Origin of the sequence: Duganella sp. Leaf61 (assembly GCF_001421905.1) — a bacterium.
Classification (GTDB): Bacteria; Pseudomonadota; Gammaproteobacteria; order Burkholderiales; family Burkholderiaceae_D; genus Rugamonas; species Rugamonas zoogloeoides.
Genome location: NZ_LMLM01000029.1, coordinates 280,837 through 294,165, shown reverse-complemented (window position 1 = coordinate 294,165; position 13,329 = coordinate 280,837). Strand labels below are relative to the sequence as shown.

General features: G+C 64.6%; 10 protein-coding genes. 8 read left to right on the top strand and 2 right to left on the bottom strand.

Going from position 1 to position 13,329, the window contains the following annotated elements:
* Positions 1-70 precede the first annotated feature (70 nt).
* Together prsT and ASF04_RS19350 are read left to right on the top strand one after the other, a co-directional pair.
* Positions 71-2,767, top strand: coding sequence for an XrtA/PEP-CTERM system TPR-repeat protein PrsT (gene prsT / locus ASF04_RS19355; RefSeq protein WP_056145364.1), 2,697 nt, complete (start codon positions 71-73; stop codon positions 2,765-2,767).
* A 36-nt stretch (positions 2,768-2,803) separates the two neighbouring features.
* Entirely contained in the window at positions 2,804-4,945 is a 2,142-nt protein-coding gene (locus ASF04_RS19350) for an O-antigen ligase (protein WP_156368708.1), read from the top strand.
* On the opposite strand, the gene ASF04_RS19345 is transcribed toward ASF04_RS19350, so the two are convergent.
* The gene (locus tag ASF04_RS19345) at positions 4,882-5,589 is read right to left on the bottom strand and encodes a hypothetical protein (RefSeq protein ID WP_056145357.1); all 708 of its coding nucleotides are present in this window, start codon (positions 5,587-5,589) and stop codon (positions 4,882-4,884) included. The two genes, ASF04_RS19350 and ASF04_RS19345, sit on opposite strands and share 64 nt — an antisense overlap.
* Before the next feature lie 159 nt (positions 5,590-5,748).
* Complete coding sequence (locus tag ASF04_RS19340) at positions 5,749-6,357, bottom strand: XrtA/PEP-CTERM system exopolysaccharide export protein (protein WP_056145354.1); 609 nt, start codon at positions 6,355-6,357, stop codon at positions 5,749-5,751.
* Between the two features lie 151 nt (positions 6,358-6,508).
* Between ASF04_RS19340 and ASF04_RS19335 the strand changes: the two genes are divergently transcribed.
* Genes ASF04_RS19335 through ASF04_RS19310 form a run of 6 tightly spaced genes read left to right on the top strand, consistent with a single transcriptional unit; the run spans position 6,509 to position 13,329 of the window.
* Positions 6,509-8,032, top strand: a complete 1,524-nt coding sequence (locus tag ASF04_RS19335) for an XrtA system polysaccharide chain length determinant (RefSeq protein WP_056145351.1) — start codon at positions 6,509-6,511, stop codon at positions 8,030-8,032.
* Between the two features lie 8 nt (positions 8,033-8,040).
* Positions 8,041-8,766 carry an XrtA-associated tyrosine autokinase gene (locus tag ASF04_RS19330; protein WP_056145349.1) on the top strand — a complete coding sequence of 242 codons (726 nt, stop codon included), beginning with the start codon at positions 8,041-8,043 and terminating at the stop codon, positions 8,764-8,766.
* A complete protein-coding gene (locus tag ASF04_RS19325; protein ID WP_056145346.1) occupies positions 8,759-10,261 on the top strand; it encodes a TIGR03016 family PEP-CTERM system-associated outer membrane protein in 1,503 nt (500 codons plus the stop codon). The genes ASF04_RS19330 and ASF04_RS19325 overlap by 8 nt, the downstream gene beginning before the upstream one ends.
* Positions 10,262-10,286: 25 nt before the next feature.
* Positions 10,287-11,444 carry a non-hydrolyzing UDP-N-acetylglucosamine 2-epimerase gene (wecB, locus tag ASF04_RS19320; protein ID WP_056145905.1) on the top strand — a complete coding sequence of 386 codons (1,158 nt, stop codon included), beginning with the start codon at positions 10,287-10,289 and terminating at the stop codon, positions 11,442-11,444.
* Complete coding sequence (locus ASF04_RS19315; RefSeq protein WP_056145343.1) at positions 11,441-12,295, top strand: XrtA system polysaccharide deacetylase; 855 nt, start codon at positions 11,441-11,443, stop codon at positions 12,293-12,295. Before wecB ends, ASF04_RS19315 begins: the two co-directional genes overlap by 4 nt.
* Positions 12,292-13,329, top strand: coding sequence for a FemAB family XrtA/PEP-CTERM system-associated protein (locus ASF04_RS19310; RefSeq protein WP_056145340.1), 1,038 nt, complete (start codon positions 12,292-12,294; stop codon positions 13,327-13,329). The genes ASF04_RS19315 and ASF04_RS19310 overlap by 4 nt, the downstream gene beginning before the upstream one ends.

Here is a 13,329-nt window from a genome sequence, read left to right as displayed (position 1 = left end):
TTGCGGGACATCAACGAAGCGTGCGACCAAGCTCCTTACCCTAACAAGTCTTGTTCGCCAGGAGCGCGCCATGCCCAAGCTGTCTCCATTGTTGTGTACGGTGTTGATGTCCGTGCTGCTGACCGGCTGCGGCGCCAGGTCCAGCCCCCAGCAACTGCTGGCCGAGGCGCGCCAGCTCGAGGCGCGCGGGGAAACCAGGTCGGCCATCATCAAGCTGAAAAACCTGGTCCGCGCTGCGCCCAAAGACGCCGGTGCCAGGATGGCGCTCGGGCGCTTGTACCTGGACACGGGCGACATCCTGCCGGCGGAAAAGGAAATGCGGCGCGCGCTGGACTTGGGCGTGCCGGCCACCGAGGTGTGGCCGTGGCTGGGCAAGGCACTGTTGCTGCAAGGGCAGTTCGACCAGATGCTCGAACAGATCGCTGCCGATCTGCAGCAGCCGCAGCTGCTGGCCTTGCGCGGCCACGCCCTGCTGGGCCTGCAACGCAACGACGAGGCGGCCAGGCTGTTCGCGCAGATACTGGTGCGCCATCCCGAGCATCCGGCGGCACTGATCGGGCAGGCGCGCATCGCCCTGCAGACGGCGGACCACGCGCTGGCGCTGTCCCTGGTCGAGCGGGCGCAGGCGCGTTTTCCCGATGACGTCGATGCCTGGCGCCTGAAAGGCGACCTGCTGCGCCTCAACAGCGACAACCCCGGCGCGCTGGCCGCGTATCGCCGTGCCCTGGCGTTGCATCCGGCGCTGGTGCAGGCGCACGTCGATATCGCCAGTCTGCATATCCAGTCCGGCCAGTTCGAGCAGGCGGGCAAGGAGCTGGCGATTGCCCGCAACGTCTCGCCCAACAGCCTGATGCTGATCTATACCCAGGCGCTGCTCGATTTCCGCCAGGGCAAGCTGCAATCGGCGCGCGAGCAATTGCAGCTGGTGCTGCGCGCCGCGCCCGAACACTTGCCCAGCCACTTGCTGATGGGCGTGGTGATGCGCGGCGTGGGTTCCTACCCGCAGGCGGAACAACACCTGCGCAAATTTCTCGAAGCCCACCCAGGCCAGGCTTACGCCAGCAAGCTGCTGGCCTCGGTGTTGATGCATGGCGGCGATGCCAAACAGGCACTGACGGTGATCGCACCGCTGCTCTCGAACCACGGGAAGGACCCCGAACTGCAAGCGCTGGCCGGCGAATTGTCGCTGCGGCTGCGGCGCTACGACCAGGCGGCCGCGCATTTCGAAAAGGCCAGCGCGCTGGCGCCGAACACCACCATGCTGCGAACGGCGCTGGCGATGAGCCACCTGGGCCAGGGCGACAGCGAGCGCGCCATCGCCCAGCTCGAAGAGGCGGTCAGCCTCGACGAAAAATCGTCGCGTACCGGCGTGTTGCTGGTGCTCGCGCAACTGCGCAGCAAGGACTACGACGGCGCACTGGGCACGGTGCAGCGCATGGAAAAACAGCATGCCGACAATCCGATGGTGCAAAACCTGAAAGGCGGCGTGCTGCTGATGAAGCGCAACCATGCCGGCGCGCGCGCCAGTTTCGAACGGGCGTTGGAGGCCGACCCGCTATTTCTGCCGGCGCACGACAACCTGACCCGGCTCGACCTGATCGACAAGCAGCCGGAGCGCGCGCGCAAGCGGCTGGAAAACGCGCTGGCGCGCGATCCGCGTAACCTGGACTTGATGGTGTCGCTGACCAACCTGGCCCTTTCGACCGGCCAGCCGGCGATGGCCCAGACCTGGCTGGAACGGGCGGTACGCGACTATCCCGACGATGTCGATGCCACCTTGCGGCTGGCACGATTCCTGGCGCGCGGCAACACCTTGCCGCGTGCTTTGTTATTGTTGGAAAAGCTGGCAGCCACCCATCCCGCCCACCCGCAAGTGCTGGGCCAACTGGCGCAGTTGCAGGAGCGCAGCGGCAAGCCCGACGAGGCGCTCGACAACTGGGTGCGGCTGTCCATCGTTCAACCGAATGCGGCAGATGTACAACTGCGCATTGCCGATTTGCGCACGGTCAATGGCGACTTCGACGGCGCCCACAAGGCGCTCAACAAGGTGCTGGCACCGGGCGCCCTGGCGGCCGGATCACCGGCACGCGCCCAGGCGCAAGTGGCGCAAGTGCGGCTGCTGATCCGGCAACGCGGCTGGGAGCAAGCGTTGCAAGTGGTGCACGGCTTGCAGAAGGCACAGCCGGCCGATGCCTTCGGCTACCGGTTGGAGGCCGACATCCTGCTGGCGCGCACACAATTCCTGGCGGCCGCAAAGCTGTACCAAAAGGCGTTCGACATGCAGCCGGGGGCGCCGATGCTGATCCCGCTTTACAGCGCGCTGGTGCAGGCCGGTCAGCCCCACCAGGCCCGGCAACGCATGCGGCAATGGCTGGACAGTCACAAAGACGACCGCACCACGCGCCTGTATTACGCCAACAGCCTGCTGGCCGAGCAGGATTTCGTGGCCAGCATCGCGCAGTTCGAGCACCTGCACCAGCAGTCGCCCGGCCAGGTGCTTGTGCTCAACAACCTGGCCTGGTTGTACCAGCAAATCCAGGACAGCCGCGCCTTGCCCACCGCCGAGCAGGCCTATGCCATTGCGCCGGACAACCCGGTAGTGCTCGACACCCTGGGCGCCATCCTGGCCGGGCAAGGCCAGTTGCCGCGCGCCATAGGCTACCTGAAACGCGCGGCACATTTGGCGCCGGACAACGCCGATATCCGCCGCCACCTGGAGGCCGCGCAGGCCAAAGCTGGCGTGCCTGGCCCGGTCGCCAGCCGCTGATCGCGCGTTTTTACAGTGCGCAGCGCGGGCGAACGGTTGTTCAGGTGGGCGGTCGCCGGGCTGGCGATGGCTGCGCTGGCGGCGGCGCTCTCCGTCTATCCGCTGCGCGGACACTGGCTGGCGCCGCTGCTGCTGTGCTACGTGGCCCTGCTGTGCTGGCGTCCGGCACTGTGGCTATTCCTGCTGCCGGCGCTGCTGCCGGTCGTGGACCTGGCGCCGGTGACCGGCTGGTTCTTCCTCGAAGAAATCGATCTGATCGTGCTGGCCACGCTGGCGTGCTGTTACGGCCGCCTGCAGTGCGAAAAGACCGCCCTGCCCGCCTGGGCGCCGCTGTTGCGTACCGGCGTGGCGGTGATGACAATCGCCAGCATGATCGGCTTGTGGCGCGGCTTGCAGACGTGGTCCGGCTCTGGATTCGACTTCGCGATGCTGGCTGATCCCAATGCTTTCAGCAATTACTTCAGCCCGTTCAATGCCGCGCGCATCGCCAAGGCATGGTTGTGGACACTGCTGTTGCTGCCGCTGCTACGCCGCACGGCAGGTTCGCAGCTGGAACGCCTGTCCAGCCACTTCGTGCCCGGCATGCTGGCCGGACTGCTGTTGGTGGCGACAGCAGCAGTGCGGGAACGGGTGCTGTTTCCCGGCTTGTTCAATTTGTCCACCGATTACCGCATCACCGCGCCGTTTTCCGCCATGCATACCGGCGGCGCGGCGCTCGATGGCTACCTGGCGCTGTGTGCGCCGCTGGTGGCGCTCTGGCTGCACCAGGCCCGGTGCTGGTGGCAGGCGCTGGCGGGCCTGGCGCTGCTGGGTCTGGCCTTGTACGCGGGCCTGGCGACGTTTTCGCGCGGCTTGTATGCGGCGTACGCGGTATCGCTGCTGGTGGTGGCTGCCGGGTGGTGGCAGGCGTCGGCACCGGCGACAGGCCGATCCCGCAGGCTTACGGCTGCGCTCGCCGTTTTGCTGGTGACGGCGGCGGCCCTGGCTTTTCACGACGGCTATTACGTCGAGCGGCGCTTTGCCACTACCGCCACCGACTTCGACCACCGCCGTCAGCACTGGCGCGATGTGCTGGGTATGATGGATGATGATGGCGCGACCTCGGCGCTGGGTATGGGACTCGGTACATTTCCAGCGACCTATTACTGGCGTAATCCCGGGCAGGAACTCCCGCCAAGCTACCGGTACGTCAAACAGGAGGACGATGGGCTTCCCGAGGAGACGACTCGCCAAAGTCGGTCTTACGGCAACGACATCGACGGAGGTTGCTCAAAGAGTGGCCGTATCCACGACGAGCGCACTCTCGAAGACCAGTTTCACAACAACCATCTCGACGCTAGCGGCTGTTGCGGTGGCCGCTACCACTGCGATCGCTTTTATGGCGGCCAACCTGATGACAGCCGATTCCACAGCAGCCGCTTCTTGCGGCTCTCCGCCGGCCGATACGCGGCAGGCTACGGCGAGTTGCTGCGGATCTGGCAAACCGTGCCGCTCATCGCCGGGCGCGAGTACCACCTGTCGGCGGACGTGCGCACCGCGTCACCGATGGCATTGCTGCACCTGCGACTGTGCGAACGGCAATTGCTGTATCCGATCCATTGCATCGCCGTGCCGCTGCAGCGGCGGGCCACCGGCCCGGACTGGCAGCGCCTGGCCATGAATTTCAACGCCGGCAAGCTGGGCAGCCGCGCGGCGCCGGTGCGGCTGGAGTTGGCTGTGGAGGGACAAAACGCGGTGGTCGAGGTGACCAGCGCCAGCTTGCGCCTGCTGCCCGATGACCGCGAACTGCTGCGCAATGGCGACTTTAACCAGGCTAACGATTACTGGTTCTTTTCCAGCGATCGCCACCACCTTCCCTGGCACATCAAGAATCTCGCGCTCAACCTGTATTTCGAGATGGGCGCGACAGGGCTGCTGGCCGCCCTGGTGCTGGCATTTGGCGCCGGCGCCGAACTGCTGGTTCGCGCTTTCGCGCAACGCGAGTTTGCGGCAGCGGCCTGGCTGGCAGCGCTGGCCGGCTTCCAGGTCGTGGGCTTGTTCGACAGCCTGGTCGATGTACCACGCATCGCCTTGCTGTGCATGCTGGTGGTGGGGGCGGCGTCGCTGCGGCCGTGTCAGGTCTTTCCATCGATCAGGCGGCCGGTGATGCCGGGCTCGTCCCAGCGCGGGAAAAAATAGGGGTAGAACGAGCGCTCGGATGCCTCGTGCTTTTCCATCTGGCCGCCGAATTTGCGGATTTGCTCGCCCATGTATTCGAGTTCGAGCCGTAACAGCACTGCCGGCGCGCCCACCCGGGTGCATTCGCGCTGGCCGCCAAAGTTGCGGAAACCGAGCATGCGCTTGTAAAACATGACGTGGCGCGGATTAACCTCGATCACGTAATCGGTATAGCCGTGGATGTTGCGGGCATAGATGTAGGAAATGTGGATCAACGCCGCGAACACGCGCTTGGAGACGCCTTTGTCAATGGCCAGCCGCGACGGTTCGCACAGGCGCCGGTGCTCGCCGCGCAGTTCGTCAAGCTTGTCGCGGTAGTTTTCGTCGGCAGGCAAGCCCATCTCGGTGCTGTCGAGGCACAGAGACATGGTGCCCACGGTTTCACCGCCGGTTTCGGCAGATAGCGTGATCTTGTTCGCTGACGGCGTAGTACCGGGCTCCACCGCGTAACCGCGCCAGCCATACATTTTTTTCAGCAGCAAGCTGGCGGCTTCGCGCCGCCCTTCCGAGTTGGCCATGCGAATATGAAATATTTGCTGGTCCAGCTGATGGTCGAGCAGGGCTTCGCCCTTGCCTTCTCCCACCACCAGGTCGCGCAGGTCCATTCCAGCTTCAAAAGAAATGATAGCGTCGTCATCGTGCACTTTGGGCTCCAGTCTGGTCTACCGGCCAGCACCGGCAGGGGCGCTGGGCTCATGCAGGATTCAGACAGAGCTACTTTCAAATAAGTTCCCTCAAATAAAAAAAATATTGTGGGAACTTTTTTAGAACCAGCCCTCCGGAATTACCAATATGTCGCCCGGCAACAGCATGACATTGGCTGAAATGTCGCCTTTGCGCAGCAAATCATGCAGGCGTACCGGCAGCGCCAGCCGCTGTCCATCGACAGTGCGGATGATGTTGGCTTTGTTTCCCGCCGCAAAATCGGTAATGCCACCGACCGCGATCAGCACGTCCATCAGCGACATGCCTTGCCGGTAGGCCAATGCCTGGGGCCGCGCAGCCTGGCCGATCACCCGGATCTGCTGGGCGTAAGGGCCGACGAAGCTGGTGACGATCACTGTCACCAGTGGTTGCTGGATGTATTTTTCCAGCGATTTTTCAATGTCGCGGGCTAGTTGGGTGGAAGTTTTGCCGGCGGCCTGCAAGTCTTCCACGAGCGGCGTGGTAATCTTGCCGTCCGGCCGCACCGGCACGCTCAACGACACTTCAGGGTTGCGCCAGACGTTGATGTTGAGCACGTCGCCGGCGCCGATCAGGTAATCGACCGGGGCGGCGGGCGCTTCCGGCTCCAACAGCGATGGCGCGTTGGCGCAGCCGGCCAGGGCCGCCAACAATATGAATACTCCCGCAACCTTCAAATAGCCCAGCATGATCGCCCCCGTGTCGATGTCCGGCTTCCATGATTGAGAATTCAGGCGAACTCTGCTTGATGTGCCTCAAGCGCGACGGACTTAGGAAAAATCACTGGAAACCGGCCCCTATAATCGAATTCCCTGTCCGCAGCCACTGGAGAATCCGATCATGGAGGAGTTGATTACCCAGCTCGTCTCCAGTCTCAAAGGGATCTGGAAGTACCGCTGGGCCGCGATGTCGGTGATGTGGCTGGTCGCCGTACTGGGCTGGACCAAGGTGGCCCTGTTGCCCGACGATTACCAGACCACGGCGCGCGTATTTGTCGATACCCAGAGCATCCTGAAACCATTGCTGGCCGGCATGACCAGCGTGCCCAACGTGGAACAGCAAGTGTCGATCATGAGCCGCACCCTGCTTAGCCGGCCCAATGTGGAACGGGTGATGCGCATGGTCGATCTCGACGTCAATGCCCGCACGCCCAGGGAACAGCAGCGCCAGCTGGATGAACTGATGGGCAAGATTCGCATCGGCGGCACCGCCAACTACGACATTTATACGATTACCTACAGCAATTCCAATCCGCGCCTGGTACGCGACGTGGTGCAGTCGCTGCTAACCATTTTTGTCGAGGGCAGCCTCAAGGGTAAAACCAGCGAAACCCGCAAGGCCGTGCAATTCATCGACGACCAGATCAAGGCGTACGAAGACAAACTGGTGGCGGCGGAAAATTCGGTGATGGAATTTCGCCGCAAGCACACCGGCCTGCTGCCGCGCGGCGGCGCTGATTTCAGCAGCCAGTTGCAGCAAGCTGCGGACCAGTTGAGCGCCGCCCGGCTCGAACTGGTGGAGGCACAACAGGCGCGTAATGCCATCGCCGGCCAGATCAGCGGCGACGAGCCCATCCTGTCGGTCGATCCCCATCCGGCCAGCATCGACAATCCCGAGCTCGACGGCCGGATCGCCGCGCTCAACAAGAATCTCGATGCGATGCTGCTGCAATTTACCGAGCTGCACCCGGACATCGTCGCTGCCCGCCGCCTGGTGGCGCAACTGGAGGCGCGCAAGGTTGAGGAAAGCAAGCTGCGTGCTGCCAGCGATCCCGGCCGCAACTACAGCCCGATGTTGCAGCAGCTCAAGGTGGCGCAGACCGAGGCCGAGGCCCGGGTGGCCGCTATCGGCGCCCGCGTGCAAGAGTACGAAGCGCGTCACCAGCGCCTGCTGGCCCAGGTGCACGCAGTGCCGGAGGTGGAATCGCAACTGGCCCAGCTCAACCGCGATTACCTGATCAACAAGGAAAACTACGAAAAACTGATCGGCCGGCGCGAAGCGGCCAAGCTGTCGGGCGATCTCAGCTCCACTACCGACATGATGACCTTCAAGATCATCGACCCACCCACGGTGCCGCTGACACCCAACGGCCCCAACCGGCCTTTGCTGTCCACCCTGGTGCTCGGCGGTGCTTTGCTGACTGGAATCGCCGCAGCGTTGCTGATCAGCCAGGTGCGCCCGACTTTCCTCACGCCCGGCGAGCTACGTGCGCGCACCGGTTTGTCCGTGCTGGGTACGGTGTCGATGAACTGGACCGAGCGCGAGAAAGTCAAACGCAAGCGCGCCAATGTTGCGTTCGGTTCGGCACTGGCCAGCATGTTGGTGGCCTATGGTGCGGTGCTGGCCGGCACCGCGCTGCGCTAGGAGCCGCCATGGAGCTGAGCAATTCACGGCAAGTGGCACTGGACCTGGAGCGGCTCGCCGGGCTGGGCCTGGTCACCCAGGAGGGTGGCCGGACGGCAGTGGCCGAGGACTTTCGCGCCATCAAGCGCCCGCTGCTGCGCACTGCGCGGGCCGCAACCATCGCCAACAGCAACCTGATCGTGGTCACCAGCGCCCTCCCCGGCGAAGGCAAAACATATTGTGCCGTCAACCTGGCCATGAGCATCGCCATGGAAATGGACAGCACGGTATTGCTGGTCGATGCCGATGTGGCTCGCCCGTCGGTGCTCAAGGTGCTCGGCTTGCCGCCCGGGCCCGGCCTGATGGATGTGTTACTGGGCGAACAGGCGGACTTGTCGGACGTGATTCTCAAGACCAATATCCGCACCCTGAGCGTGGTGCCGGCCGGCCGTGCGGACAAGCACGCCACCGAATTGCTGGCCAGCCGCAGCATGAGTCGTCTGCTGGCCGATATTGCCGGACGCTATGCGGACCGCATCGTCATCTTCGATTCACCGCCATTGCTGCTGACCACGGAAGCCAGCGTGCTGGCCGCCCACATGGGGCAAGTCGTGATGGTGGTCGAAGCCGAGCACACCACCCAACATGCGGTGAAGGAAGCATTGCAGCGTATCCAGCATTGCCCGAACGTCAACCTGATCTATAACAAGAGCCGCGCTACCGCCGATGCCAAATACTATGGCTACTATGATTAGACTCTCGGCGGTCGTGCTGGGTCTGCCGTTGGTGCCATCGCTGGCACACGCTGCCGACTGGACCGTGACGCCCACCGTGCGCCTGCGCGAGAGCTATACCGACAATGTCAACCTGGCGCCGGCAGAACGGGCCCAGTCCGAGCTGAGTACGGAAATCGCGCCCGGCATCGCCATTACCGCCAACGCCGGCCAGCGCTTGCAGCTGGCGCTCTCGTATGGGCTGCACAAGGTCATCTACCAGCGCCGCGCGGAGCGTATCAACCACCAGCTCGATGCCAGCGGCCATGCGCAAGTGCTGCCGGACTGGCTGTACTTCGATGCCCGCGCCAGCATCAGCCGGCAAAACATCTCCGGCTTCGGCCCGCGCCTGGTGGATCCGGTGCAGGTGACCGCCAACAGCGATACCGTGCATGCCCACAGCGCCAGCCCCTATCTGCATCACTATTTTCGCGGCCTGGCCACCGCCACGCTGCGCTACGACATGCAGCGCGTGGCCAGCGGCAGGCTCTTGAGCGTGCGCAGCGACGCGGCCCGCCTGCAACTGGTGGGCGATAACGGCGGGCGCGGCTGGAACTGGGAGCTCAATCTCGACCGCCACCATATCGACGACAGCGCGCTGGCGCCGGTCACCATGACCAATGCGGCGCTCACGCTCAGCTACCCGCTCAAGCCCCAACTGGGCGTGTTTGCCACCGGCGGGCGCGAAAAGAAGGATTATCACGCCAGCAGCAGCCAGCCCGAAGGCCAGTACTGGTCGGCGGGCGCCAACTGGACGCCGTCGCCGCGCACCCGGGTTGCAGCCAGTTATGGCAGACGCTACTTCGGCAAGACCTACAAGCTCGACGCCGCCTACCGCATGCGCAGCATGTTGTGGACGCTGAACTACGATGAAGACATCACCACCATGCATGCGCAGTTCTTCCGCGTGTCACCCGCCGGCCTTGGCGATTTTTTGTACCAGCTGTGGGAAACCAAGATCCCCGATCCGCAAAAGCGCCTGCAAAGCGTCAAGGCCTTCCTGCTGATTTCGCAACTGCTGGGCAGTGACGGCAATGTCAATTTCTTCAGTCATCGCTACTACCTGCAAAAATCGCTGCGGCTGGCGTCCGTGTACAGCGGCACCCGGGGTGCGCTGGCGTTCAATGCGTCGCGCCTGGACCGCACGGCGCAGACCAGCAGCGCGGTGGACAGCATCCTCACCGGGCCGGATGAATTGACGCTCGAGGACCGCACCCGCCAGAGCGCCTTCCAGGCCGCCTGGAACTGGCAGTTGTCGGCGCGCGCCGGCGTCACCGTAGGCGCCAGCCACAGCCGGGCCAAGTCATTGACCACGCGGCGCCAGGACCGCAACAGCGTGGTTTCGGTGCAGTGGTCGCACCGGCTGCGCAGCGGCATCGACCTCGATGTCAACCTGCGCCACAGCCGCCATGCCAGCAATGCCGGCGGTAGTTACCGCGAGAACGGCCTGGGCGCCGGCTTGACGGTGGCCTTTTGAACCTCACCCTATGACGGAGTCGCTCATGCCATCCCAGCCGCCCAGCAAACCGGTTATCGTCTGTGTCGTCGCAGCCCGGCCCAATCTGATGAAAATGGCGCCGATCCTGCGCGCGTTCGCCAAACCGGACTTTGCCGCGCGGCCGGTGCTGGTCCACACCGGCCAACATTACGACGCCGACATGGACAGCGATTTTTTCACGGCGCTCGACATCGCCGCGCCCGACTTCCGGCTCGAGGTGGGTTCGGCCAGCCACGCATGGCAGACCGCCGAAGTGATGCGCCGCTTCGAACCTGTGCTGGACCAAACGCAACCTGCCGCAGTGCTGGTGGTGGGCGATGTCAATTCCACGCTGGCCTGCGCGCTGACCGCCGCCAAGAAGGATATCCCGGTGTTCCACGTCGAGGCGGGCTTGCGCAGCCACGACCGCGCCATGCCCGAGGAAATCAACCGCGTACTCACCGACCAGGTGGCAGAACTGCTGTTTACCAGCGAGGTGAGCGGCACCAGCAACCTGCTGCGCGAAGGGATAGGCGCCGGCCGCATCCACTTCGTCGGCAACGTCATGATCGACACCCTGCGCCTGCGTCTGTCTTCTGCGCCGTCCGTGGCGCAAGTGCTGCGCGACGCCAACCTGGCCGGCTTCATCGCCGACGGTGCTCCGTATGCGCTACTGACCCTGCACCGGCCGTCGAACGTGGACGATCCGCAGCGCCTGCGTTCACTGCTGGGCACCGTGGCCCGCCTGAGCGCGGACGTGCCGGTGCTGTTCCCGCTCCACCCGCGCACCCGCGCCATGATCCACCAGCACGACCTGTCCGACCTGCTCGATGCGCCCGGGCTGGCCTGCATGCAGCCGCAACCCTACCTGGCGATGCTGGCCATGATGCAGGCGGCGCGCATGGTGCTCACCGATTCGGGCGGGGTGCAGGAGGAAACCACGGCGCTGGGCGTGCCATGCCTGACCCTGCGCGAGAACACCGAGCGGCCGATCACGGTCACCGAGGGCAGCAATGCCATCGCCGGGCGCGATCCGGCCGTGATCCTGGCGCTCTCGCGCGACATCCTGCGCTTCGGCGGCAAGGCCGGCCGGGTGCCGCAGTACTGGGACGGCCACGCAGCCGACCGCATTGCCGATGCCGTCAACACGTGGTTCGCGCAACGGCGCCGGAGGCGGCCATGACCAGCACGAATGACATGCTGCGCAATGCCATGACCATCGACGTCGAAGACTATTTCCAGGTCTCCGCCTTCGACAGCCATATCGCCCGCGCCGACTGGGACAACTGGCCGTCGCGCGTGGAGCGCAATGTCGAGCGCATCCTGGAATTGCTCGACCGCCACCACGTGCTGGCCACGTTTTTCACGCTGGGGTGGATCGCCGAACGCCATCCGGCCCTGGTGCGACAGGTGGCAGCGGCCGGTCACGAAATCGCCAGCCACGGCTACGGCCACCAGCGCGTCACGCAATTGACGCAGCCAGCATTCGCCCACGATGTCGTTCGCAGCAAGCGGCTGCTGGAAGACCTGTGCGGCCAAGCGGTCCTCGGGTATCGCGCGCCGAGCTTTTCCATCGCTGCTGGCAACCTGTGGGCGCTGGAAAGCCTGCACCGCGCCGGTTACCGCTACAGCTCCAGCATTTACCCGATCCGCCACGACCACTATGGCATGCCCGACAGCCCGCGCTTCGCCTGGCGTCCACGCGGGGAAACAGGGGTGCTGGAACTGCCAATCAGTACCGTGCGGCTGTGCGGACGCCAATGGCCGGCCGGCGGCGGCGGTTATTTCAGGCTGCTGCCGTACGCCGCCTCGCGGTGGGCGTTGCGTCAAGTCAACTTCCGCGACGAACAAGCTGGCATATTCTACTTTCACCCGTGGGAGCTCGATCCCGGCCAGCCTCGACCGGCCGGACTTGGCGCGAGAACCCGGTTTCGCCACTACCTGAACCTGCACCGGACCGCAGCGCGCCTCGAACGCCTGCTGCACGACTTCCGCTGGGGCCGCATCGACGACATCTTTTTGGGACCCGTATGACGCCGCCCCCGCTCACCGTGACCCTGATGAACGCCGCCAGCCGCCAGCGCTGGGACGAATTTGTCTTCAACCATCCCGATGCAACCTTCTTCCACCGCGCCGGCTGGCAGGACGTGATCGAGCGGCACTTCGGCCATCGCACCTGGTTCCTGGCTGCCGAGTCGAACGGCCAGATCCGTGCGATCCTGCCGCTGGCGCAAGTGAAAAGCCGGCTGTTCGGCCATACCCTGGTGTCGCTGCCGTTCTGCGTGTATGGCGGCATCGTCGCGCGCGATGCGGAAGCGGCCGAAGCGCTCGACCGCGAAGCACAGGCGCTGGCGATCCGCCTGGGCGTCGATCACCTCGAATACAGGCAACTGCAACCGCGTCACCCGGAATGGCACACGCGCAGCGTGTATGCCACCTTCCGCCGGTCGTTGCTGCCCACGCCCGAAGAAAACCTGCTGGCAATCCCGCGCAAGCAGCGCGCCATGGTCCGCAAAGGGATCGCGGGCGGATTGCGCAGCCATGTCGATCACGATACTGACCAGCTGTTCAAATGCTACGCGGCCAGCGTGCACCGCCTGGGCACCCCGGTCTTCAGCCGCCGCTATTTTGCTTTTCTTGCCGAGACCTTCAGCGACGCGTGCGAAGTGCTCAGCATCGAACATGGCGGCAAGCCGGTGAGCGCTGTGCTCAGTTTCCGCTTTCGCGACCAGATCCTGCCATATTACGGCGGCGGCGAACTGCAAGCGCGGCAACTGGCCGCCAACGACTTCATGTACTGGGAAGTGATGCGGCGCGCCTGCGAAGCGGGTTGCACCGTGTTCGACTTCGGCCGCAGCAAGGTCGGCACGGGATCGTTCGCCTTCAAGAAGAACTGGGGCTTCGAACCGCAACCGCTGCATTACGAGTGCCACATGGTGGGCGCCGCTGCGCCGCGCGACAACCAGCCGCTCAACCCGCGCTTTGCGCTGTTCATCCGCGCCTGGAAGCTGCTGCCGCGCGGCGTGGCGAATGCGCTCGGCCCCCACCTCGTGCGCCAGCTCGGATAA